The following is a 23,181-nucleotide window of genomic DNA, read 5'->3' as shown; positions in this document are numbered from 1 at the left end:
TCATCGTCCTCACCCCTGCCGCGGAGACCGTCCGCTAACGGGGTGTCTCAAGCAACCGTGGGGCGGAGGAGACCTTCAACGCTTACTCAAGCAGATGCGACGGGCCATGGTCCTTCGGTTGCGAGGCGCTTCGTATCTACTGCAGGCCGACTTTGCCGTACGCCGGGAGGTCGGGGATTTCCAGCCGTACATCGAGGTTCACTGGCACGGCCTGCTGTGGGCCGATGCGCGGAAGCTTGACGCGTTGCGTGTCAAGTTTGGCACCAATCGCTTCGGCGCCCCCGAACTCCGGGCCAGCGCCGTCTACGACCTGCCCGGAAGCTTGTCGTACATCGCGAAGGACACGCGCCTGGGCTACGTCACCGTCCGGAAGCGAGCATTCTGCCCGGCTTCAAATCACAGTGAAGCTTGGTTTAATCGCCGGGATCGTCTTCAAAGCCGCCATCGCCGCTTGCTGATCAAGATGGTCGGCGACCTCACGAAGCCCGAGTTGTGTACCGCCTCCAAGGCTGCGCGGGCGATCCTGAGAGACGCGAAGCGCCTCGCCGCCGATCAGGGCTACGGGAGACCGCTGATGAGAGAGCGCTTGCCGGTCGCTCGGCGAAGGCGACGCGGGTGAGATCCAGCGTTTACAGCCTCGCACAGGGCGTTTTTCACCCCAACGGCGATGTTTACTGCCACCCCTCGTGCCACGATGCCCTGGTGCGCCACCGTCAACCCTCCAGACCGCGTCTGTCCCGCGTCTGCTGTCTCCCCTGGCGCAGGGGCCCGGCATGGCGCGAGAGGGCGCCCATGCGCGTCTGGGGCGGCCGGAAAAGGCACTCCGGAGCAGGTGGCAGAGCTCGGTAGTTCGCCCGCCTAGGGTCGTGGAGGCGGGCGTCCCGACGAGCTCGCCACAGCGCCGTCCAGAGGCGCTGACGCGCTGATCGACGGGACCGCCCCGCGCTTCCACCCTCCCCTACCGCCGGACTGGGACCGGGCTAGCGCAGATATGGGAAGTGCCGTGAGTGGGGGCGTGCGTCCCACTAGCCCATCACGGCCGTTCGAAGGTGCGGAAGCGGCGACGAGCGCACTGTTCCGCGCTCGCCTGCCTGCCCACTCGCCGCCGAATGAGAGCCAGGTTCGCGGCGAAGCGGGGACGACGGATCGTCAAAGTGGGCTCCAAAGCGACCAAACTGGGGTCCGGCAGACGTATTTCGCCCTCGGTAAAATAACGATGCCGCTTGATGGCCTATTCCAGGGAAAGCAACGCATGTGTAGACGAAGCGTGAATGATCGCGTGCATCAGGATATCTTAACCGTCAGCGAGCTTCTGGTATTTCTCTTTGATTGCCTTGATGCGCGCAAGCCCCGCATTCCAGTCCGAGAGCCCGTTGTTTCTGCGAAACATGACCTTCGGGTAAGCTTGAAGGAGAAATACATTCACTACCCACCGGCTTACTTCAGTGAGATAATGCCTAGCATTTATTGGAATGACGCGCCCAAGGAAGCAGAACTGTGCGGACTTGATCTTCTGTTGTTCATGGGAGAATTAAGTGGTGCAATGAATCATTACAACCTTGTCAAGATTCCCTCGGCCCGCGTGGCTGATATCATCTTGATGTTCTACAAGGGCAACGATTTTGATTTTTCATGTCGAAAGAAAAGGTGGTGGTTGAAGAGCACTTCACGCTTTGAAGCAAAGTATGGACGAAAAATTTGTGTAAAAATAAGATCGGAGTCGCGCGAAAACCCCCTCGATTTCACTGATATTATAGATGATGAGGAATGATAAGCATCATTACTGACAGTGAAATTTGCCTTCGCAACAAGCTGCCTCGTATCTCTCGACCACTTAGGAGAATAGCGATGTCTTGGCCCTTATCGACGGACTCCGGCTGCCCACGCCCCGGTGCCGCTCACAAATCCCGATCCCGCCCGGGCGGGCGACTGACGTTTCGCGGCGAGCTCCGGGACCTTCAGGACCTCGTCCTTCTCACCGGCGTCTACGGGGAGTGGCATGAACGGCCGCACGGGGTCTGGCGCTACCTCTGTGAGGATGGCGCCGGCCTCAATTGGTCGAGCACTCGCGGCACCTTGTGGTGCGACGGGCGACCAAAGCCTCGGGCACACCTGCAGCGGATCGTGGAAGCCGCCGTTCGATCACGCGCCAGTCGGCCAAACAGCGGCCGGCAACCCTTTGGATCGAAGTCTTAGCCAATTGATTGATCCAAAATTCTGCGTCAACGTGGAATTGGTAAAGTACTGCCGGCCCACCTGATCCTCGGACACTTTGCATAAAAAAATAGCGCGCGCTGATGGCATCGGCCAGCAGGCTCTCCCTCCCTGTGTTTTATTCTGGAGAATGATCATGGAAACCATTGAAAATATAGAAACTTTGGTTGAGCTGCTGTTTCGGGAGCTTGATGAATCCGAGCCCCAGCGGGAGGTCAATCCGAGCTTTCTGCTCCGGATCGGCGGCCTGTGCCACGGAATGATCTACGGCGGGTGCGATGGCGCTCCTCCATACCTCTCGGACACTCTCGCGATTCATCATGACGATGCCGAGGCCACGACGTGCGGGACGAAGCTGATAACAGTCGCGCACTCACTCGCGGCCGAAGGTTGTTTCGACACGACGCGGGCCTGGACTCTCACCGGGCTCGTCGAGTTGATGCTCGGCGCCTTGAACAACGACGATCTGCAGATTGAGGAGGCATCCCCCACGCGAAAGCGCCAAGTTGTCAGCAGCCGCAGTTTTGCCGCGCGGCGGGGTGTTCAGGTCCGGGTCGAACTTGACCTCGACGAGCGAGCGTAAGCCAACCGCGCATCCAAACTCGTGGAATGCTGTTCCTGAGAGCCGGCGCCCAAGGTCCTCGGGTGGCCGGCCTGGTATCTCAGCGCATTCCGTTTGAGCGGTGAACGAACGCCACTCTGACTTGCGTCCCGCCGCACATGAAGCTCAGCATCCTGTCTGCCCGTCCAGAGTGCCCCGGCCATCAGCGGGGCGCCGCTTATCGGGCATCATCAACCCGCACATGCTCTGATGTTCAGCTATGCGCCATCTCCGGACCTTCGAGCCGTGCCGCTGGAATGTCGGCTCTTCACCCGACAGCGGACCAGTCGGCAGGCGCCAGCCTTGCCGCTCGCGTACCGCCCAGACGGCGCAAGAGCAACCAATGAAATCAGCTTCCACGATGCCTCCAAGAAAGTCAGAGGGAGCATCCTGGCAGGAGTGAGCGTTCCAATCGTTGAGCGATCGTGGAGGAGCTGCATGGCCAAACAGCCAGACAAGCCACTAGGAACACCTCCGGACCTAGCCGGTCGCGAGCCGAGTTCTTTTGGCGAGTACAGCTCACCACCCTGCTTCATGCACGAACTCGATCCGAGCTTCCTCGGGCTTGGAGCCGGTCGGGAACAGGAATCTCTCCCGTCACCCCGGGGCTGTACACCGGATTGGCCGACTGTCAGGCAGTGGCGGCGAGAGACCCGCGACACCTTGATCAACCGACGCATGCAGATCTCGGCCCAGGATCGCGCAGCCTGGAGTACGAACATCAGTCAGCAGCTTGAGACCACACTCGCAAAGGCATCTGGCAAGCTGATCGGCTTCTACTGGCCCTTCCGGGGCGAGTTCGACGCGAGACCTGTCCTGACGCCACTGTGGGAGCGCGGCACCCGTCTTGCGCTCCCGGTCGTGGTCGAGAAGGCGCAGCCGCTCCAGTTCCGGGAGTGGCGACCCGGCATTCCGATGACGAAGGGCGTCTGGAACATCCCGATCCCGGCGGAAGGAGACGCGGTGCTGCCCGACATCCTGATCGCGCCGCTCGTAGGTTTCGATCTGTCCGGGTATCGCCTGGGCTACGGCGGGGGCTTCTACGACCGTACAATCGCAGCCATGCCGGCGAGGCCCTGGGTTGTCGGTGTTGGATTCGAATTCTCGCGTCTCGAGACGATCCACCCGCAAGGCCATGATATTCCGATGGACGTCATCATCACGGAAGCGGACGCACGGCCTGTTCCGAGGCGAGCCCCTACATGACGCTGGCCGGCATCATAGAGCGCACCGCCAGGACCACACCGGCCAGGAGATCCTTCAGCAGCACCACGGACTGAGGTGTTTCGCCCTTCTGATCTGCCGTGAGAGCAAACATCACCGGTCAATCCAGCTCGGGCACAGCCAGATGGATCTTGATTTCCACCTTCCTCGCACAAGCTGCCGATCGTGGGTGGCGTGACTTCCAGCTGTAGACGGCTTCACGAGTTGCTGCTCGTGCAGAGCCTAGAGCGCCATTCGAGCGGGCTGAAGCTCGCGCTTATGCCTCCGTTCGCTTCTTGGGCTGCAGGTACATTGGGCCCAAGTCGCCCGCCGCCAGTGTCGCGAGCGCGAGGTCCGCCATCATCATCTTGGCCGACGCAACAGTATGCCTCTTTACTTGGAAAACGGACCGTGCGCCCGGCGGTATCTGGCAACTGTGATGCGCTTCATACAGACGGGAGAAGCTTCCCCGTTCCTTCCAGAGATCGCGGTCGAAACGCCGCCGCTTCTCGCCCCACTGACGGGAAACACCATGTTCGAGACCGCCGCCACGACCCTGGACTGGCTGGGCGTGATCGTCTTCACGGTCACCGGCGCTCTCGTCGCGTCTCGCAAGGAGATGGACTTCGTCGGGTTCGCCGTGCTGGGCACCGTGACGGGGATCGGCGGCGGCACGCTCCGGGACTTGCTGCTCGGGTCGCCGGTGTTCTGGACGCGCGAGCCGGCCTACCTGCTGACCTGCCTGTTCGTCTCGGGTGTGGTCTTCTTCGCCGCGCACATCCCGCAGTCCCGCTACCGCTACCTCCTTTGGCTCGACGCTCTGGGCTTGGCCCTGTTCGCGGTCGCCGGGGCCGAGCGGGCTTGGCAGGCTGGAGCGGGCGCCACGGTAGCGGTGGCCATGGGCGTGATCACCGCGACGTTCGGAGGCATCATCCGCGATCTTCTCGGGGGTGAGAGCCCGGTCATCCTGAGCCGAGAGATCTACGCTTCGGCCGCGCTCGCCGGGGCGGCCACCTTCATCGGCCTGACCGCCTTCTGGGCGCCGCGCGAAGTCGCCGTCGGCGCCGGTTTCCTCGTCGGCCTGCTCGTGCGTGCAGCCTCGCTCCGCTTCGGTTGGGCGCTCCCGCGTTATCGTCCCCGGCCCGGCCGTCCCGTGTAGGAGGCCGCAACCGCCCGCGGCGCGTCTCGCCCACCCGAGTCGCAAGCCGGCTGGTGCAGGCGCGGATCAGGGCGGTCCGCCGGCATCCTGCCGACCTCGACGGGTCCAGGCCGCCGTTCAGCGGGNCGCCCGCGGCGCGTCTCGCCCACCCGAGTCGCAAGCCGGCTGGTGCAGGCGCGGATCAGGGCGGTCCGCCGGCATCCTGCCGACCTCGACGGGTCCAGGCCGCCGTTCAGCGGGCCGGCCCCGGACGAGGGCCGGCCCGCGCCATCCTAGTCGTAGGGGTCGAAGGCCGGTCCGTAGCCGTAGCCGACCGGGCGCGGCCCGAACCGGTGCGGACCATAGACGCCGTCGCGCTCCACCACGACCTCGCGGACCACGGGACGGGGTCGGTAGACGACCGGCCGCTCCACCACGATCTCGCGCACGACGCGGCGTGGGCGGATCACCGGGCGCTCGACCACCACCTCGCGAACGATCTCGCGCGGGGGGACCACGACCCGACGCTCCACCACGGTGCGGCGGGTCACCACAGTCGGGGGCGCATCGTAGCCGTCGTAGCCGTAGTCCGAGGCCTGGGACGAGGTCGCGCCCAGGAGCATCCCGCTGGTCAGGACGACGCCAAGAGTGGCAAATGCGGTTTTCCTCATGCTCTCGTTCACCTCCGTTGCCGGGCACAGCCGCTGGTGCGGCTCCAGGAGCAAACGCTGAGAGGCCGCTTTTGGATGAGTCCGCGACATTCGCGCGTCTACCGACGAGCAAGCCGGATCGGGAGTGTGCGTTCCTGCGTACCGCTGTACCAACGTCTCGGCCGGCTGCTTCAGCAGCGTGGGGCTCCTGCGCCCGTCGATGGCAGGGGGAAAGCCGGACTTTGCCGACAGGGTCCAGTCGCTCTCCCAACGTCGCATTCGGCCGCGCCGAGATGCGATAGACTCTGCCCGTGCCGGCCGCGGTTCTGCTCGCGACCGAGCACAGCCAGAGAGGTTGACCTTACCGCAATTTCTGCAGCCCGCGCTGCCTGTTCGGCACGGCCTGATTCAGGTGGGGACCAAGCTCAGCTCACTTCGGTCTCAACGCTGACGATGCCGGGATGCTGACGCAGACGCTCGGCGATGGCTTCGATGCTGCGCTGGGAGAGGCGCACGAAGGTCACGGTCACCTCGTCCAGCCCCTCCGAACCGGACTGCCGAACGATGAACTGCTTGATGCGCGAGGAGCGCTCGCCCGTCACCTCCTGCAGCACGTCGATCGACATCTCGCCCGTGCGTGCCACAAGTCGGAGAGGATGCGTCTGCATCCGCGCCTGGTAGTGCTCCTCGATCGGCTTCACACCTGCCAGGATGATGAGGACGATCACGGTGGTAGCGAGCGAGGCCACGTAGAGCCCGCCGCCGACCGCCAGCCCGATGGCGGCCACCGCCCAGAGGCTCGCGGCGGTAGTGAGGCCGCGCACCACCTCGCCGCGCAGAAGGATGGTGCCGGCGCCGAGAAAGCCGATCCCGGACACGACCTGCGCGGCGACGCGCGAGGGATCGAGCACGACGTTCTGGGCCGTTAGCGCATCCGCGAAGCCGAACGCGGACACGATCATGATCAGGCAGGCGCCGACGCAGACCAACATGTGCGTGCGCAGGCCCGCGGCCCAGAGCAGGCGCTCCCGCTCCAGGCCGACGAGGCTACCGAGCAATGCGGCCAGTGCCAGCCGGGAGATGATCTCGGTGTTGCTCAGCATGAAGCCACCTCGCCGGACCAATCCGACCTGTCCGAGTGCGTCGGCGTTTGCTCCCTAATCCGCCTTGCGGGTCTTGATCTCCAGGGACACCGGATCGAGCTTCAGATCGAACTCCTTGCCGTTCGCATCGATGGCGTCGTCGACCTCGATCATGCCGTCGTCCAGCTCGATCTCCTTCCACTTCGTGAAGCCCTGCTGCCGAAGCAGCGCTTCCACCTTGGCCAGCTGATCGGCCGGCAGGGGCTGGTCAGCCAGTGCTGCTCCGGCGAACGGGATGACGGCCAGCGTGAGAACAAGAGGGGTGAGGATACGGCGCATTTTGGATCCTCCTTGCTCGATCGGCCTTAGCCGATGGTTAGCCGGCTTGTATCTGGCGGCCTGCTCCGCCAAGTCGAGGGGCGTCGCACTCCAATGCGTTAGGTGCTGGGGACGACGGATTGCCATGATATTTGTGCCCCTGTGAGCCTGAGCTGGTCGTGCCAAAGCGTAAATCCTCGCCCAATTCCTCGAAGCCCAAGAAGGCCCTGGTCGGGAAAGGAGCCATGTTGCAGGAGTGCGTGGAGCAGGTGGCGGCCCTGCCGGTGCGCCAAGCTGAGGACGGCACCCTCGAGGTGCTGCTGGTGACTTCGCGCGAGACGCGCCGCTGGATCGCGCCGAAGGGTTGGCCGATGAAGGGGCGCAAGCCCCACCGGGCCGCAGCCATCGAGGCTCGGGAGGAAGCCGGCGTTGTCGGTCGGATCAGCAAAACGCCGGCAGGTTACTACACCTACAACAAGCGGCTAGCGGATGGCGGTGCAGTTCCCTGTCGGGTAGCGGTGTATCTCCTCATCGTCACGAAACACCTCGACAGCTGGCCCGAGCAGGGCCAGCGCGATGTCCAGTGGGTCAGCAACGAGGCCGCAGCCATGCTGGTCGAGGAACCGGAATTGGCTGCACTGATCCGTGACCTTGCCAGACCGATGAACGCGGTGGACGTGATCGCTCTCGACACGCAACGTTAAAGAGTAGGGAGTACGGCGGCTATGGTGATGCTCCACTCATATTTTGATGCCAGAGCAGCCGACCCCGATCTGGTAACCGTGGCAACACACTCCGGCCAATCCAAACGCTTGATCGAAGCAAGATTGGGCGGATCGAATCACTTTAATCTGAAGAGCGGATCGACAGGGCAACAGCGCCTTCTGTCTTTGCCTGGCTGTTCACGACCGCCATCGTGGGCGAGAAGCTTCTAACGAAATCAAATCGTTTGAATCTGTTATCGTTTGATCCTGATGTATTCGATATTCGAGCAGAATTTTTGCCAACCACAACTACATGAGTGGCCGCAGCGACCACAGCCTGAACGCTGGCCGGCGACTCCTCCGCCCTCGGCTTGATCGCAGCGTGTGTCATGGCCTCCATCTCATCGCCGACATCGGCCGAACCCGTGACGGCAACAAGGTAGGCAGTATGGCGTTGCCGATTGGTGCCCGGCAGCTTGAGCCTTGCCACGGGCGGCTGAGTTGAGCACCGCAAACAGACCCACAGGTGGGTGCCGCTGTGCGGATCCGGTGTGGACGATCGAAGGATGGGTTGGATGCTGGGCTGGTTTCGGGCGTTGATGCCGCGAGAGGACCGCTTCTTCGACCTGTTTGCCCGCCATGCCCAGATTCTGATTGCCGGAGCCGAAGCGCTCGAGGGTGTTCTGCAGGGTGGCGAAAACGTCTCCCGCTACTGCCAAGTCATCGTCGAGCGCGAGCATGAGGCCGACGCCATCACGGCAGAGGTGCTGCTCGCGGTGCGCCGCAGCTTCATCACGCCTTTCGATCGCGGCGACATCAAGGATCTGATCCAGTCGATGGACGACGCCATCGACGAGATGAACAAGACGGTGAAGACCATAGCTCTCTACGAGGTGCGCAGCTTCGAGCCCCTGATGCGGGAGATGGGTCAGACCGTGGTGGAGGCCGCGCGGCTGACCGCGGAGGCGATCCCGCTCCTCTCTGCGGTTGGCACGCATGCAGGGCGCCTCAGCAGTCTGACCGAGCAGATCACCCGGGTGGAGGGCCACTCGGACGAGTTGCAGGAGCGTGGCCTCAAGGCGCTCTACCAGGCCCATCGCAAGGGCAGCGGCGACGGCGATACCATGGCTTACGTGATCGGAGCCGAGATTTACGGGCACCTGGAATCGGTGGTGGACCGCTTCGAGGACGTCGCCAACGAGATTAGCGGCATCGTGATCGAGAACGTGTGAGCGGCATGGACGCAGTCTCGCTCGCCTTGCCCTACCTCGTTGGCCTGATCGCGGTCGCCCTGTTCTTCGACTTCCTCAACGGCCTGCACGACGCGGCGAACTCGATCGCCACCATCGTCTCGACGCGCGTGCTGCGGCCGCAATATGCGGTGCTCTGGGCCGCCTTCTTCAACTTCATCGCGTTCCTGTTCTTCGGTCTGCACGTGGCCCAGACGCTCGGTACCGGCATCGTCGATGCCGGCATCGTCGACCCGCGGGTGATCTTCAGCGCCCTCGTGGGTGCCATCGTGTGGAATATCGCCACCTGGGTACTCGGCATTCCGTCGAGCAGCTCGCACGCATTGATCGGTGGTCTTGTGGGGGCCGGCGTCGCGAAGGGGGGCTTCGGCGTCGTGGTCTGGACCGGTCTGTCCAAGACGGTAGCAGCCATCGTGCTCTCGCCGCTCGTCGGCTTCCTGCTGGCCTTACTGCTGGTGCTGATCGTGTCATGGGCCTCCGTGCGCTCGACACCGTTCGCGGTCGACCGCATCTTCCGCACTCTTCAGTTCGTCTCAGCCTCGCTCTACTCGCTCGGCCATGGCGGCAACGACGCGCAGAAGACGATGGGCATCATCGCGGTGCTGCTCTACTCACAAGGTCATCTCGGGTCCGAGTTCCACGTGCCCTTCTGGGTGGTGATCTCCTGTCAGGCCGCCATCGCACTCGGCACGCTCTTCGGCGGCTGGCGCATCGTGCACACGATGGGATCGAAGATCACGAGGCTCAACCCGATGCAGGGCTTCTGCGCCGAGACGGGCGGCGCCATCACCTTGTTCACCGCGACGTGGCTCGGGGTGCCGGTCTCGACGACGCACACGATCACGGGAGCGATAATTGGTGTGGGCGCCGCGCGCCGGACCTCGGCTGTGCGCTGGGGGGTCGCCAGCAACATCGTGACGGCCTGGGTCCTGACACTCCCCGCGGCCGCGCTGATCTCGGCGATCTGTTACGCGCTGATGGGGCTGCTTGGCTGAGAGCGCCCCTGTGAGCCGCCTCGTCGCCGACGAAATCGATCACGGAGCAAGCGTGACAGCCGGTCGTGGTCGGAGTTCCAGGCCGACGCGGCCGGGATACGCGGCTGCTCGCACTGAGCCCGCGTCCGACACTCCGGGTCCATCCTGCCGCGAGGACGCTTAGGTTCTGGACAGGACAGCCGGATCGCGGTCTCTGGGATCGCTGCGACAGCCGGACAGGGAGGGAAGCGTCATGTCGAAGTCACTGAGGTCCTGGGCGACGGCCGTGTGCATCCTGGCCCCCCTGCCGGCGATCGCGCAGTCGGCGACCAATCTGACGGCCTTGCGCGGCCTCGCGCCCGTGAGCGCCCTGGCCACGAGCCGGGAGGGACGGGCCGCCCTCGATGCGAACCTCAAGGTCACGGGCGACATCCAGTCCGGCACAGCCAAGCAGCCGCTCCTGCTGCCTCTCGACGAACAGCGCCAGCTCGCCCTGCGCGATGCTTTCATCACCGACGGCAACGCGACGGAACTCGCCGACGGGCTCGGCAGCACGCTCGGCGAACTCTACCAGGCCAAGGCCCGCTACGCGGACTACAAGACCTTCACGAACATCGCACCGTCCGTCGCCGACCTGCTCGGCTATACCAACAACGTTGCAAAATCCGACTCCAATTCCGGCAAGTTCTTCTTCGCCAACGGCACCACCAACGGCAAGGTACCCGTCTCGGAGGCCGCGGCGGCCATCCTGACGGAGCGCGGCGGAGTGGCCGACGTGTTCGGACAGGCCTACGGGCGGCTCGCCGGCAGCCAGGGCGCCGACGCCTACGGCAACGCCCGCCCGTTCCAGACCCTGCCGCTGCTGCTCGCCTACCGTGGCGTCGACTACTTCGGCCGGGGCTCCCATAGCCTGGACTGGTTGCATGGACCGAACCAGAACCTGACGGACAGCCCCTCCTACCCGAGCGGCCACACCACCTACGGCTACACCGAGGCCGTGGTTCTCGCGATCCTGGTGCCGGAGCGCTACCAGCAGATGATTGCTCGCGCCGCCGAGTACGGCAACAACCGCATCGTGGTGGGGGCGCACTACGCGATGGATGTTCTGGGCGGCCGGGCGGTCGCCCTGCACGCGGTCGCGCATCTGCTCGCCAACGATCCAGCCTATGTGGGTCAGGTCCGTAAGAACCCGGCGGTGATCAGCGAGATGAGCCGCTCCACGAACGAGGCGGTGGCCGTCGCCGATTACCAGGAGGCCGTCAGAGCCGCCCGCGCCGACCTCACGGCCTTCCTGCGGGATGGTTGTGGCGCAACCATCGCGGCCTGCGCTGCGGCCGATACCGGCCGGTTCCGCGATGCGGCCGCCAACGAGGCCCTCTACAACGCCACGCAGACCTACGACCTGCCGGTGGTGCATCCGTCGACCGCGAACACCGTCGAGGACGTGAGTCGGCTCGCTCCGGAGGCAGGCTACCTCCTGACGGCCGCGTTCCCCGCGCTGAGCCTGGAGGAGGCCAACGCGATCCTGACGGAGACGCAGGGGCCCGGCGGCGGCTTTCTCAACGACGGCTCGGCCTTCGGCGTGTATTCGCGCTTGAACCTCTATGCGGCCGCCGGGAGGGCGGCGGCCGTGGCGAGCCGGAAGCAGACGCAGCTTCAACCCAGGCGCTGAGGGGCGTCGCGTCGTTCACGGCCCGATGGCGGCCGGCCCGTCGGGCAGCCTCGACTTCAGGATCTCATCGAGCCGCACGGCTGGCCCAGGCGTCAGACCCGTGCGGCCTCGACCAGCCACGCGCAGAAGGCCCGAACGGACGGATCCTCCATCCGGGGTTCCGGGACGTAGGTGTAGTAGCTGCGCGCCGGGAGCGCCGGCTCTGCGAAGGGGAGCGTCAGTCTGCCTACCGCTACGTCGTCGGCAATCAGCCGCTCCGGCCCCATCGCCACGCCCAGACCATCGAGCGCTGCCTGCAGCGTGAGGTAGAAGTGCTCGAGCGTGACCGATGCCTGCGGCACAAGGTCCGGCACGCCCGCCGCCCGAAGCCATTGCGGCCAGACCTGAGGCAGCGTCGCCGCATGCAGCAGCGTGTGGTTGCGAAGCTCGCCCGGCTCCTCGAGCGGAAGCCGCTGCAGCAGCGCCGGGCTGCAGACCGGGATGCGCCTCTCAGACAGGAACGGCTGCCCGACATGACCCGGGCGCGCATCCGGGCCGCCGCGGATCGCGACGTCGAACGCCTCCGCCAAGCGCGACAAGGGCACGTTCGAGGTCGTCAGCCGAACCTCAATGGCAGGATGGGCCAACTGGAAGGCGGACAGGCGCGGGATCAACCAGCGCAGGGTGAAAGTGGCCAACGCGTTCACGCGCAGCAAGCGCGGCCGGCCGCGCTCCACCTGACGCGTGGTTGCCAGCGCGATGCGGTCGAGGGCCGCACCGATCTCGGCAAGGTAGAGGCTGCCGGCCTCCGTGAGGATCACACGCCGGTTGTGCCGTTCGAACAATGGTATGCCGAGCCAGGCTTCGAGGGCCTGGATGTGCCGGCTGACCGCGCCGTGGGTAACGCGCAACTCGGCCGCGGCCCGGGTGAAGCTCACGTGGCGCCCCGCGGCCTCGAAGGCTTTCAGGGCGTTCAGGGGCGGCAAGCGGCGCAGCACGCGTCAGATTTCCTCACACGAGCGTCAGCATAAGGCGTTTGTCAGCCTCCGGCGAGCGCGCGATCCTGCGGCGGCACACAACCCAGGAAGCCGGATGCGGCACGCGACAGACTCAACCACGCCTCCCGACGATGCCCCTGATCCGGAGGCGCGACGCACGCTCGCGGCCACCGGCATCAACCACGCTCTGCACGACGGCTATACCGACCTGCTCTACGTGCTCCTGCCGGTCTGGCAGGCGGAGTTCGCCCTCGGCTACGCCGCGTTGGCGCTGTTGCGCAGCCTCTACAACGGCGCGCTGGCCGCGCTGCAGATGCCGTCCAGCCATCTGGCCGAGCGGCTGGGCGTGCGCCCGGTGCTGCTGCTCGGCACGCTGCTCAGCGCCGGCGGCTACGCGCTCGCGGGCGCGTCCGGCGGCTTGATCGGCCTTTGCGTGGCGCTCACGCTCGGCGGCGCCGGCAGCAGCACGCAGCATCCTCTGGCGTCGGCGGTGATCGCCCGGGCCTACGGGGCATCGGCCCGCGGCCCGCTCGGCACCTACAACTTCACCGGTGATCTCGGTAAGGCCAGCGTGCCACCCCTCGTCGGCTTCCTGCTGACACTCACGGACTGGCGCTCGGCGCTCTGGCTGATCGCTGGCCTCGGGGTTCTGGCCGCGTGCGCGGTCGGCTGGTTGCTCCCGCGTGACCGGGCCTCACAACGTGCGTCATCGGAACTTGCCACGCCGGCCGCTTCGTGCGGTCGCACGGGGCGGGGCGACGAAGCCGGTTTCAGGCTGCTCGTCGCCATCGGCATGCTCGATAACGCTGCCCGTCCGGCCTTCCTGATCTTCCTGCCGTTTCTGCTGCAGGAGAAGGGCGCAGGGCTGACCACCGTGGGCCTCGCCCTCTCGTTGGTCTTCATCGGCGGCGCGCTCGGCAAGGCGGTCTGCGGACGGCTCGGAGAGCGCCTCGGGGTGACGCGGACGGTGGTTCTGACCGAGGCAGGAACAGCCGTTGCGATCCTTGCGGTCATCGCCCTGCCGCTCGCGCCCGCGCTCGTCGTACTGCCGATGCTCGGCGTCATGCTGAACGGCACGTCCTCCGTGCTCTACGGCACGGTGCCGGAGCTTGCGCCGGGCGGGCGGGTCGAGCGGGCCTTCGCGGTCTTCTACACCTGCACGCTGGGTGGCAGCGCCCTCGCGACGCCCCTGCTCTACGGTCCGCTCGGCGACGCGGTCGGGCCGAACTGGGCGGCCACGGCCGCCGCGGCGACGGCCTTCGCCGTCGTCCCGCTCATCGTCGCCTTATCCCCCCGGCTCGCGACGCATGTGCCGCTGAGGGCGGCGTGAAGCGCCAAGGTGGCCCCCTCGTATGACCCCGCTCGTCCTCGCTTGCGTCGTGTTCGCCGCGATCCTGCACGCCGGTTGGAACGCGGTGCTTCGCGGCGGGAGCGATCGCCTCTGGTCGATGACGCTGATGATGGCCGCCGTCGCCGGTGCCTCGGCAGTGGCGATGGTGTTCCTGCCCTGGCCGAACGCAGCGAGCTGGCCCTACATCATCGCCTCCGCCCTCATCCACACCGGCTACAACCTGTCCCTCGTCCGGACCTACCGCTCGGGCGACCTCGAGCAGACCTACCCGATCTCGCGCGGCTCCTCGCCCGTCCTTGTGGCGCTCGGCGCAGCGGCGTTCGCGCATGAGACGCTCAGCCTCATCCCGATCGTCGGCATCGCGCTGGTCTCCGGCGGTATCCTCTCGCTCGCCCTCCAGGGCCGGCGGGTGCGGGCCGACTTCCTGCCTGCCGCGCTCGTCACGGGGGTCCTGATCGGCGCCTACACCGTCGTCGACGGGATCGGGGTGCGGCTGTCCGGGAACAGCCTGTCCTACGCGGCGAGCATGTTCCTGCTCTGGAGCCTGACGATGCCGCCCCTGTACGTCGCGATGCGCGGGATGCCACCGGCCTACACCCGCGTGCAGACGGCGATGGCGCTCGGTGGCGGGCTCGTTTCGATCCTGGCGTATGGCATCGTGATCTGGGCCATGCAGTACGACGCGATGGGAATGGTCTCGGCATTGCGCGAGACCAGCGTGGTCTACGCGGCCCTCTTCGGACGGTTCTTCCTCGGCGAGGAACTGAGCCCGCGCCGGATTGCATCCTGCCTGGCCGTCGCCCTTGGCGCGGCCTGCCTGGCTTGGTGATGCGTTCCTGAGCGAACGGCTGGACGGACGAAGGAGGGCCTTGATGGGTGACACGAACGTTCGGGCCGGCCAGTGTCATTGCGGTGCCGTGCGCTTCAAAGTGACGCTCAGCGACGGCTTCGCTTCGATCCGCCGCTGCACCTGCTCGTACTGCCGCATGCGCGGTGCCGTTATGGTCATGGCGGAGATGGGTGGCGTCAAGGTCCTGCAGGGCGAGGATGCGTTGACGACCTACCGCTTCAACACCGGCTCGGCACAACACTACTTCTGCTCTCGCTGCGGGATCTACACGCATCACCAACGGCGATCCGACACCAGCCTCTGCGCCGTGAACGTGGCTTGCCTGGACGGCATCAGTCCCTTCGACTTCCCTGAGGTGCCCGTGACGGATGGGGTCAATCACCCGAACGACACCGGCAGGCCAGCGCGTCGAGCCGGCATGCTACGCTTCACTCCAGCGGACTGAGGCTCGCCGTCACCTGCATACGTCTTAGCAGCCCGACGCTCGGCGACTTCCACATATTCGCACCTCGGCAGTCGACCACGTCCGCATAGTGGGTCGACCAGGCGGACGGAGCCGGGCTGCTGTCAGCCGGCTCGTTTCAAATGGCGACAGTCCGGATGTTTCGATCTGCCGCTCGAAAGCAGACCGTCGCAAATTCACCCCAAGCGGTCTCGAACTGGTCATCGCCGAAGGTCCAGAAAATGACCGATCCGTCACCGCTCAGATCCAATCTCTGCTGACGCGCTTGCCGCGAGAGGCCCGTGCAGCAGGCTATGCTGGGCAACCGTGTCAGGAGGTCAATTGTCCGGAGAGCCCCCGCAAACGGACGTTCCAGACGATAACTGCGAGGGGCCGCTTTGGGTCAAGAGTTCGTATTTGCCTTGCCTGGCTGCGGACCCTGCACCTGCGCAAAAACTGCATCGCAAGTTCGGGACTTCCATGCTCGGCAACGCCATCCCCTCCCCTGCTTCGTAAGCCTCCAACCACGGTAACCGCTACATGCGGACCCGAAACACAGACGGGCGGTTGTGATGTGCCGCTCGTGGACCTCCAGTCTGCTGGGCGGCGGCGGGTCGGCACGGTCGAGCGCCTGAGGGGGCACGCGAACCCGTGACCGACCCGTTTCGTTGTGAGAAGCTGTAGTGCTTAAGCCTGCGTGCCCCCCAGCAGTTGAAGCGGTGAGCCGACTGTTGTTCGCCCACCAGCCTCGGCAGCCGGCTCGCTACTCTGCGCCATTGCTGGCTGTTGCTAAACTCATTCTCGTCTGCTCACAGCCTGCGCCCGTGCGGGCGGGAAAATATCAAGAGGATCAAGTTGGGCGAGCGCATCCACTGAGCTGACGAGTTTATTGGGAATAAATTCAGCTATGGCGAGCGTGAAGCGCACTTCGGGGATTGGAAATTACCGAGCCGCTGTCGTGCGATCTCGATCAGTTTGCTGATCTAAGTGCGATTCGATGGCAATTGGAGGAAAGACAGCAGGTGTGATCCGCACAAGAATGACTATCGTCGATCCTGTTGCCGTTGCAGATCCCCAGCCCATTCTCAGCGCAGAACGCCCAAATCGCCTTCTGGAGGTAGCGGGGGAAAACGGCCGGGAAGGCCGGATTGAACTGCCGGGCGTCGATCCGACTGGCAACGGCTTCGATGATCTCGGCGCACCCGCCCGACTGATAGCAGGCTGGGCCGTAGGCGTGCTCCGCGTCAAGGCGATGCAGGATCCCGGTGCGGTGCAACCAGTTGTGCACGAGGGTGTCCACCACGATCAGGCCGGCCCCCGTGGTGAGCCAGTGCTCTCGCTTGGGATCGGTGCCGAGCAGCAGGTCCGAGAGGGCCATTGAAGCCACCTTCGGGCCAAAGCCATGCACCCCTGCCAGTGGCCGCAGCAGAGCCTCGCGCATCCGCTGAGCACGATCAGGAGCGCCCGGCCAGTCAGCGGCGGCGAGTTGCGCGTCGATCCAGGCCACGAGATCGCCCCGGCACCCGTCCTTCAGGAACAGGTAGAGGGCGTACGCGGCTTGGTTCAGGCTGCCCTTCCGGAGCGGGTGCCTGGGAAGTGGGCAGCCGGGGAAATGCTCCGGGTGGGCACAGGTGCGGCTCGCCTTGCGATAGCGGCAGCCGCAGAACGCCGCGAAGCTCGCGAGCTTGGGACAGGCTGGATCGCGAGCGAAAGCGGCGTGAAGGTCGGCCCAGGTGACGCGCCCGTGCTCCTCCATGAAGGTCCAGGCAATGGCGTCGGAGATGCCCTGGTAGCTCGCTACCTCCACCAGCCAGTTGAAGAGAGCTGGGGTGTCGTGCTGGGCTACGGCCGCTCGGATCCCCTGTCGTGCGAACTGGGTCCGGAGCCGCTTCAGGTAGGCGGGATCGGGGGCCGCGCGGCAGACCTGCAGGATCAGGCTCTCGGCGAAGGCGATTGCTCGCTGCGTTGGCCGCAGAGATCGGGGAACCGGGACGAGGGTCATAGCCCCCTCCCCTCAGGTTCAGGGCTGCCCGCCTCGGCGTCATCGTGAGTGCGATCCAGGGCACAGGCCCAGTTCTCGGATGCTTGAGCCTGGCGCTTATCACAAAACTGGATCAGGGCCGCTGCGGACCCCTTCAACTTCAGCCAAGGGTCTGTAGTGGTGTCGGCCTCTTCAACCAGCTGAGCCATTTCGAATCTCCTGAAATGCGGAAAGAGCCTTCAGACTTTCCCTAAGGTTTTAGCAATAAGTCCTGCGAAGCGTCGTCCTGCCGAGTGCCGCAAATTGCGTATTAGACAGGAAAAAAGAGTTGCGCTCGGCGGAAAAGCCCGCATCTCAGCGTCGATTACTGCTCAACTCGCATTAACATAACATGATAAAAATATACATTAAAGCGCCCTAAAGCCGCTGCACGTAGATATCAGGTCCTGTTTGTTGCCTGAATCATCCCAGCTGCATTCTTATACGCTGAAATAATTTACGACGACCCCAGTTGATCGGCGGGGGATTGGAGCCGAGAGAGTGGCAGGGACAGTCACAACGCTTTCCCTGCCCTCCCCTGCCTTAGCCGGTGTGGACGGAGGCAGATCGTGGGAACTGCCAGGACCGGGGCGGCCGCTATCCGAGCGATCTGGCAAATGCGCATTAGGCAACAGCGGCGTCGTTGCTGCCGGGCTACGATTCAGAGTCGGCGGACCTGCGGGAGATGGTCAGCGCCTGCCTGTAGCTAGAGAAGACCGGCAGTCCCTGGCTGGTTCTCTGCGCCGCGTGGATTGCCTAGCATCTGCGCTGAGGTCTGATATCGGAACACCGCAACGCCACGGGGCCACTTGAAGTGAGTGGGAGTCCGCGATGCCGACCCACCTTCCGAATCCGCCGTCACATCCAAGGTGGTGGGTGCTCCTTCGGGCAGTCGGATCGCTCTTGCAGGTTAGACTCCGACGCTTAAGGCGCTGGCTACGGGCCGTGCTCACCGGAGGGCCTCGCTCTTGAAGCTGGCCCGTGTCATCTTCCTCGAAGATCAGCCGTAATCTGTGGCTGCCATGTAACAGCGGGCAGACATCGAACTTAGTTTAACTTTTTTTTACATTATTGCTGTTGCGCACTGCCGCGCCGTCGTCCTCTACTCACGCTCAGATCCGAGAACGGACGCGAAGCATGCGGAGGAATGCAATGGAGATGCTGCTGCTAGGGGCAGCCCTGGCGCTCGTGGGTGGCGCACTGCCTGTATTCCACAGGTACGGCGTCAGCGGGGGTCAGTTCGGTCGCAGCAATCGCCTACAGCGCAAAGGTCGGCTGATCCAGCGCGACGCGTGATCCGTCCTCCAAGCACCCCTTGGCCAAGGGCTACTTGATGTGAGCGACGCCGACGATGCCACTGGGGCGCTGGCCACCACCGAACGCCTTGCTCGGATGGCCGAGCTTGCCAGTCTCCTGGCCGAACGCGTGCTCAGCGCGCACATGGAGAACACCGTCGTTCCGGACGCTCACATGCGTGCTCTCGTGGATGCGAGCCTGCTGCTGGACGAGTACGGGCAGCAGGTTCCGCCGCTGCTGGCGCCGATCATGGACCAACTCCGTGCCAGGGCGGCTACTCAGACGGACAGGGAACCTGCTCACGATACCTGAGGTCCAGCTCTCAACGCCCCCCGGCCGTCAGACAAGAAGCCCGCCGCAGCGCTGGGCTGGGCGGGCTTGAAGTGGGCTTCTTACCTCGGATGAGTGCCAAGATGGTCTGGCGCGGGTGGCGATTGTGTGGCGCGCGGGTTCTCATTCTCAGCGAGAGGAACGGCGAGGGACCTGCTGGCGGGAAAGTGCCTCGCCACCATCCGACTGATCGATCATCAGCTCCATCAGCCGCTCGGCCGCAAAGCCGATCATCTCGCGCAGCAGGTCCGCGTTGGCGCTCTTCTCCAGCAGCCCGCGCAGGCTCATCATCTCGTCGGTCATCGGAGGTCTCTCGGGTTCGGCATGTGCTCGCAAACCCACCCTACCCGCCAACCGCCGATGACCGCCCCGCGACAGAGCCCGCCTGCTCCAGCGCTGTAAAGGGCGCGCAGGCGGGCTCGCTCGCTACCGTCGAGCTACACCACCTCCTGGGACACGACCGGTGCGGCTTGCCAAAGCCCCGGTGACAGACCGAGCAACGATTAATTAACGCCGATCGTGCGGCGGCAGCGGTCCGGCGCTCTTATCAACGAGGTAAGCACAACCTATATGGTATACATTGGAAGTTGATGCAACCAAAGTATGTAAATGCAACGTACCTTCGTCGCCGTGGCGGCCCTGATCCTGCTCTGTGCTGCCGCCTCAGCCCAAAGCAACACAGCCGGGCATACAAGCAGCAACACCGCCGTTGAGATCACCCCAGAGCAGCGCACCATCATCAAGCGCCATGCCAGTCAGCGCCACGCCCACCTTGTTAGGCTCGAACGAATGATACCGGCAGGATCGGTGGTTCCGGACCATGTTGAGTTCGAGCCGCTGCCTGCCCTGATCGTTCGCGAGCATCCGCACTTGACCGCCTACGGCTACTTTCTGTCCGACACCGGCACCTACATCGTCGATCTGGGCTCGCGACGAGTGATCACCTCCATCGACTGACAATAACAACATTCGAGAGTTGATTTGATAGGCTCCCCGCAAGGTCGCACGGTCGGGTGGCTAGCCTGAAATAATCTTGCTGCGCGCCAGAGCCCTGGCATGCCTTATGCGACGGTCAGGAGGCCCCGCGCCGATCATCCACGGCGATGGGGACGGCGGGCCGGGCGCCTGAACCTTTCTCCCAAGCAGCGAAGACGCCCGGCCCGTGCTGCAACTCCCGTCCTGCTCTTTGTGGGGAACCGTCCCCCTGGCCCGTGCGAGGCTGCGCCCGTTCCGCTCGGTTCACGCCCCGACGCGGGACAGCGGGCCGGGTGCCGGACCCACCTTCCAACGCGCCCGGCCCGCATCTCTCTCCAGCCCGCAAAGGAACGCCGGCGGGGATATGCCCAGCCGGCGCCTAGGAGAGAGGATAGTCCGATGAGGAACGGTCAACCGCGAGCGGGTGGGCCGGTTCCGCGCCGGTCATCCATGGTGATGAGGGACGACGGGTTGGGTGGCGGACCAGTGCAGCGGCCACGCCCCCGACCCGTGCAGCCACGTTCAACCTGAGTGACGGACAGCTTGCGCAGAATGGGCGACAAGTCGCGCGTGGCGCTGCTTGTCTCCTCCTGTCCGGCTTGGTTGCGGGCAGCTTCATCCGCGGGCCAGGGAGCGGGACAACCTGCCCGGCCCGCCCATCCTTTCAGCGCGCAAAGGAACGCCGGCGTGGGGTGGGTCCGGCCGGCGCTCAGATGGATGTTTGCAGGTGGAAGGTCAGAAGTTGCACTTGGCAGCCGGGACGGTGATGAAGCGGCCGGTGTTGGGGTTGTAGATCGCCTTCTTGCCGACCGCGCAGGCCCGGCCATCGAGCTTGCCGTCGTCGTAGATCTTCTTACCACTCTGGCCGTCATAGATCGCCATATAGCGGTTGGAGCGAGCGAAGCTCTCCGTGGCCATTCCGGTGAAGGCAACAACACCAAGTACAGCGGCCGTCGTGATCTTCTTGAGCATGAGTTATCTCCATTGAAGCGCGGTTATAGTGTTGGTCTGTAGACAGCAAGTGGCATATACAAGTGCATCACGATGAGAGATCATCGACTTGATCAACGCTTTTGTTTGCCGTTTGATGGAGTGATGTTGCGGTTCAGAGGATTAACGGCCTGTGAATGGTCCAGATCACCAAAGCCTGATTTGCCTCGTCTATGTGCGGCGAAGCACATGGCTGCTCGCGAAGCACGCCAGCGATAGTTTCATCTGATCGGTTCGAGGCCCCGCGCGCGGACAATGTGGAGGCAAGAGCACACGACAGGACGGCCGCAGTGCAGACATGCGGCCGAGCAGCATCAATTGCGAGTGCCGATCCTATTTCTGCCCTTGAACCTCGGATATGGCGGGCAAGCTCTTGACCGTATCCGTGCTCACCAGCGTCAAATTCCTATTGCGCTCGGCCTTGAGTTCTCGCTCGGCCATAAGCCAGAACTCGATCTCGAAGCCGTGGGGTCGGTGGTTGCGCTCCCAGAGATCGTAGGCGCGTTCACGGATCTGCTCGAACGTGATCTCGTCTGGGGCTCTCATCAGCGTTTTTCCCGAGCTCGTCCCTCATAGGGCCGTGAGGAGGACGAGGAGGGCCACGTCCAACGGCTCGTAGAGCACGTCAGGACTTCGGGGCTGCGTTTACATCGGCGCCGCCGGCTTGATCATTCACCTATGCGACGTGGGCGCCGACCTGGCCGCCCAGGGCTACGGTCCTCAGCCCACCAGACGCCGCCAGGGGCGAATAGGCATCGCCACCAAATTCCGCTCGGCGTCGTTCAAACGGGCTTGTAGGTCGCGCCTCAGGACAGAGGGTGTGACGCCACGGCCTCGGCGTGGCTGCACCCCGGGACGGGGACCATACGCAGTTATCGCGGACCGCCTACGCATACCACGAAAGACTGCGTAAGACCGGCATATTCCCGGGATCAGGTAAGGCGTGTTCGGAGTTGCAGCGAGTGGCGATGGAGCGGCTCGGTACGATCGGCACGAGTTACAGGAGCACAGTACTCATGAGTGTGGCGAGAGCTGAAAAGGCAAGAGGATACGTTCCTGAATACACTGAAAAGGCGCAGTGGGTTGCAAAAATCATTCTGCAGATGGCAGGTCCTAACAACAAAGACGTATGTGAACTTTACGAGTTGTTTCTGCGAGTGGACCCGATTGCGGTTGCGGGAGAGTTGGCCGGAGCGTGCGAGGAAGTGCGGAGGCACGCTCTGAAGCGCTGATACCGCCTCCGGGTGTATTCCCCCATCCTCATTGCACCGCTTTAGGGACTTGCCTGTATGCCGTCTCCGTGACAGGTGCCCACACTCTCGGCTCTTCGCAGAAAATTTCGCCTGCTCCCACGCTCCTCAAAATTGACTTGCGGGTTGGTTCAAGGACGGAAACAGAGTGGCAGGAGCATTTTAATGGGTGACGACCGTGAGGAGAGGATCCGGGCACGCGCCTACGAGATCTGGCAGCGGGAAGGCTCTCCCGTGGGGCACGAGAATGATCACTGGCTCGAAGCCGAGCAGGAACTGGACGCGGAAAATACCGGCGCAGGCTCGGCCTTAAGCCACGATACGCCGCCGCAGCCATCGAAGCCCCAGACCGGATCATCCAGGAAGGCCTAGCCGCTCGCCACGGTGGCGGGATGGCCGCCGAATCGGACAAGGCGTACGACGCCGGCCGCCGCGACATCGGCCACGTGATTGCCAGCGTCCGCTTGGATGCCCGTTCCTGCGGCCGGAGCGGGCCGAGGACGGGCAATGCGGCGTACGGCGTGATTGAGCGCGTCTGCCATCCTCCATCAATGATCCGGACGATGCGCAACGGGCGCCGCTAGAGCTGTTCCCGGTCAGGTAGCGACGGCTAAGTCGGTTTCGTATCCGGCAGCGGTGAGGTAGTTGCGGCATTCCTGCGGGGTAAAGCGGGTGAAGGCCTGCCGGATTGCCGCCCAGAGATCCGGGATCGTGCGCGCGGCCGCACTGCGCAACAGCGCCTTGAGCTTCGCGAAAACCTGCTCGATCGGCTTGAAATCGGGACTGTAGGACGGGAGGTAGAGCAGCTGCGCTCCCGCGGCCCCGATCGCCTCCCGCACGCCGGCGACCTTGTGAGCGGGCAGGTTGTCCATCACGACGATGTCACCGGGATGC

General features: G+C 64.5%; 25 protein-coding genes. 15 read left to right on the top strand and 10 right to left on the bottom strand.

Annotation, left to right across the window (positions count from 1 at the left end):
• The first annotated feature begins 106 nt into the window (after positions 1–106).
• The 5 genes from ACKUB9_RS32230 (at position 107) to ACKUB9_RS32210 (ending at position 5,177) form a co-directional block, all read left to right on the top strand.
• Entirely contained in the window at positions 107–619 is a 513-nt protein-coding gene (locus ACKUB9_RS32230; protein ID WP_407530409.1) for a hypothetical protein, read from the top strand.
• A gap of 384 nt (positions 620–1,003) precedes the next feature.
• Entirely contained in the window at positions 1,004–1,771 is a 768-nt protein-coding gene (locus tag ACKUB9_RS32225; protein ID WP_407530407.1) for a hypothetical protein, read from the top strand.
• 579 nt (positions 1,772–2,350) lie between these two features.
• Positions 2,351–2,797 carry a hypothetical protein gene (locus tag ACKUB9_RS32220; protein WP_407530405.1) on the top strand — a complete coding sequence of 149 codons (447 nt, stop codon included), beginning with the start codon at positions 2,351–2,353 and terminating at the stop codon, positions 2,795–2,797.
• 456 nt (positions 2,798–3,253) lie between these two features.
• The gene (locus tag ACKUB9_RS32215; RefSeq protein ID WP_407530403.1) at positions 3,254–4,021 is read left to right on the top strand and encodes a 5-formyltetrahydrofolate cyclo-ligase; all 768 of its coding nucleotides are present in this window, start codon (positions 3,254–3,256) and stop codon (positions 4,019–4,021) included.
• Between the two features lie 529 nt (positions 4,022–4,550).
• Complete coding sequence (locus ACKUB9_RS32210) at positions 4,551–5,177, top strand: trimeric intracellular cation channel family protein (protein ID WP_407530401.1); 627 nt, start codon at positions 4,551–4,553, stop codon at positions 5,175–5,177.
• Positions 5,178–5,449: 272 nt separating this feature from the next.
• On the opposite strand, the gene ACKUB9_RS32205 is transcribed toward ACKUB9_RS32210, so the two are convergent.
• The 3 genes from ACKUB9_RS32205 to ACKUB9_RS32195 form a co-directional block, all read right to left on the bottom strand.
• Positions 5,450–5,827: a hypothetical protein gene (locus ACKUB9_RS32205; RefSeq protein ID WP_407530399.1), complete on the bottom strand. Its 378-nt coding sequence runs from the start codon at positions 5,825–5,827 to the stop codon at positions 5,450–5,452.
• Positions 5,828–6,231: 404 nt separating this feature from the next.
• Positions 6,232–6,909, bottom strand: coding sequence for an MgtC/SapB family protein (locus tag ACKUB9_RS32200; RefSeq protein WP_407530397.1), 678 nt, complete (start codon positions 6,907–6,909; stop codon positions 6,232–6,234).
• Between the two features lie 54 nt (positions 6,910–6,963).
• Entirely contained in the window at positions 6,964–7,227 is a 264-nt protein-coding gene (locus ACKUB9_RS32195) for a PepSY domain-containing protein (RefSeq protein WP_407530395.1), read from the bottom strand.
• A gap of 224 nt (positions 7,228–7,451) precedes the next feature.
• Between ACKUB9_RS32195 and ACKUB9_RS32190 the strand changes: the two genes are divergently transcribed.
• Entirely contained in the window at positions 7,452–7,910 is a 459-nt protein-coding gene (locus ACKUB9_RS32190) for an NUDIX hydrolase (protein WP_407530393.1), read from the top strand.
• Between the two features lie 142 nt (positions 7,911–8,052).
• Here the strand turns inward: ACKUB9_RS32190 and ACKUB9_RS32185 are convergent, their stop codons facing one another.
• Entirely contained in the window at positions 8,053–8,400 is a 348-nt protein-coding gene (locus tag ACKUB9_RS32185) for a hypothetical protein (RefSeq protein ID WP_407530391.1), read from the bottom strand.
• A gap of 85 nt (positions 8,401–8,485) precedes the next feature.
• Between ACKUB9_RS32185 and ACKUB9_RS32180 the strand changes: the two genes are divergently transcribed.
• From ACKUB9_RS32180 to ACKUB9_RS32170, 3 genes are all read left to right on the top strand, one after another.
• On the top strand, positions 8,486–9,142 hold the full coding sequence (locus tag ACKUB9_RS32180; protein ID WP_407530390.1) for a DUF47 domain-containing protein: 657 nt from the start codon (positions 8,486–8,488) through the stop codon (positions 9,140–9,142).
• A 5-nt stretch (positions 9,143–9,147) separates the two neighbouring features.
• On the top strand, positions 9,148–10,155 hold the full coding sequence (locus ACKUB9_RS32175) for an inorganic phosphate transporter (protein WP_407530388.1): 1,008 nt from the start codon (positions 9,148–9,150) through the stop codon (positions 10,153–10,155).
• A gap of 232 nt (positions 10,156–10,387) precedes the next feature.
• Positions 10,388–11,806, top strand: coding sequence for a phosphatase PAP2 family protein (locus ACKUB9_RS32170; protein ID WP_407530387.1), 1,419 nt, complete (start codon positions 10,388–10,390; stop codon positions 11,804–11,806).
• Positions 11,807–11,898: 92 nt separating this feature from the next.
• Here ACKUB9_RS32170 and gcvA read toward each other — a convergent pair whose 3' ends face one another.
• Complete coding sequence (gcvA, locus tag ACKUB9_RS32165) at positions 11,899–12,783, bottom strand: transcriptional regulator GcvA (RefSeq protein WP_410826009.1); 885 nt, start codon at positions 12,781–12,783, stop codon at positions 11,899–11,901.
• A 94-nt stretch (positions 12,784–12,877) separates the two neighbouring features.
• Between gcvA and ACKUB9_RS32160 the strand changes: the two genes are divergently transcribed.
• Genes ACKUB9_RS32160 through ACKUB9_RS32150 form a run of 3 tightly spaced genes read left to right on the top strand, consistent with a single transcriptional unit; the run spans position 12,878 to position 15,429 of the window.
• Positions 12,878–14,113, top strand: coding sequence for an MFS transporter (locus tag ACKUB9_RS32160; protein ID WP_407530383.1), 1,236 nt, complete (start codon positions 12,878–12,880; stop codon positions 14,111–14,113).
• A 22-nt stretch (positions 14,114–14,135) separates the two neighbouring features.
• Positions 14,136–14,963, top strand: coding sequence for an EamA family transporter (locus ACKUB9_RS32155; RefSeq protein ID WP_407530381.1), 828 nt, complete (start codon positions 14,136–14,138; stop codon positions 14,961–14,963).
• Positions 14,964–15,006: 43 nt separating this feature from the next.
• Positions 15,007–15,429: a GFA family protein gene (locus ACKUB9_RS32150; RefSeq protein ID WP_407530379.1), complete on the top strand. Its 423-nt coding sequence runs from the start codon at positions 15,007–15,009 to the stop codon at positions 15,427–15,429.
• 967 nt (positions 15,430–16,396) lie between these two features.
• Here ACKUB9_RS32150 and ACKUB9_RS32145 read toward each other — a convergent pair.
• Positions 16,397–17,428, bottom strand: a complete 1,032-nt coding sequence (locus tag ACKUB9_RS32145) for a hypothetical protein (protein WP_407530377.1) — start codon at positions 17,426–17,428, stop codon at positions 16,397–16,399.
• Between the two features lie 1,353 nt (positions 17,429–18,781).
• Between ACKUB9_RS32145 and ACKUB9_RS32140 the strand changes: the two genes are divergently transcribed.
• Entirely contained in the window at positions 18,782–19,054 is a 273-nt protein-coding gene (locus tag ACKUB9_RS32140; RefSeq protein ID WP_407530376.1) for a hypothetical protein, read from the top strand.
• A 147-nt stretch (positions 19,055–19,201) separates the two neighbouring features.
• Here ACKUB9_RS32140 and ACKUB9_RS32135 read toward each other — a convergent pair whose 3' ends face one another.
• A complete protein-coding gene (locus tag ACKUB9_RS32135; RefSeq protein WP_407530411.1) occupies positions 19,202–19,375 on the bottom strand; it encodes a hypothetical protein in 174 nt (57 codons plus the stop codon).
• 306 nt (positions 19,376–19,681) lie between these two features.
• On the opposite strand from ACKUB9_RS32135, the gene ACKUB9_RS32130 reads away from it, so the two are divergent.
• Positions 19,682–20,029: a DUF1236 domain-containing protein gene (locus ACKUB9_RS32130; protein ID WP_407530374.1), complete on the top strand. Its 348-nt coding sequence runs from the start codon at positions 19,682–19,684 to the stop codon at positions 20,027–20,029.
• A gap of 753 nt (positions 20,030–20,782) precedes the next feature.
• Here the strand turns inward: ACKUB9_RS32130 and ACKUB9_RS32125 are convergent.
• Positions 20,783–21,019 carry a hypothetical protein gene (locus ACKUB9_RS32125; protein ID WP_407530372.1) on the bottom strand — a complete coding sequence of 79 codons (237 nt, stop codon included), beginning with the start codon at positions 21,017–21,019 and terminating at the stop codon, positions 20,783–20,785.
• Between the two features lie 351 nt (positions 21,020–21,370).
• Complete coding sequence (locus tag ACKUB9_RS32120) at positions 21,371–21,583, bottom strand: DUF2934 domain-containing protein (protein ID WP_407530371.1); 213 nt, start codon at positions 21,581–21,583, stop codon at positions 21,371–21,373.
• An 869-nt stretch (positions 21,584–22,452) separates the two neighbouring features.
• On the opposite strand from ACKUB9_RS32120, the gene ACKUB9_RS32115 reads away from it, so the two are divergent.
• On the top strand, positions 22,453–22,659 hold the full coding sequence (locus ACKUB9_RS32115) for a DUF2934 domain-containing protein (RefSeq protein ID WP_407530369.1): 207 nt from the start codon (positions 22,453–22,455) through the stop codon (positions 22,657–22,659).
• Between the two features lie 224 nt (positions 22,660–22,883).
• Here ACKUB9_RS32115 and ACKUB9_RS32110 read toward each other — a convergent pair.
• A partial coding sequence (locus ACKUB9_RS32110; RefSeq protein ID WP_407530367.1) for a transposase occupies positions 22,884–23,181 on the bottom strand: 298 nt, incomplete at its 5' end.

It is taken from the genome of Methylobacterium oryzisoli (assembly GCF_046557895.1).
Classification (GTDB): domain Bacteria; phylum Pseudomonadota; class Alphaproteobacteria; order Rhizobiales; family Beijerinckiaceae; genus Methylobacterium; species Methylobacterium oryzisoli.
The sequence above is the reverse complement of the archived record's forward strand: the minus strand, read 5'-3'. Positions and strand labels throughout refer to the sequence as shown.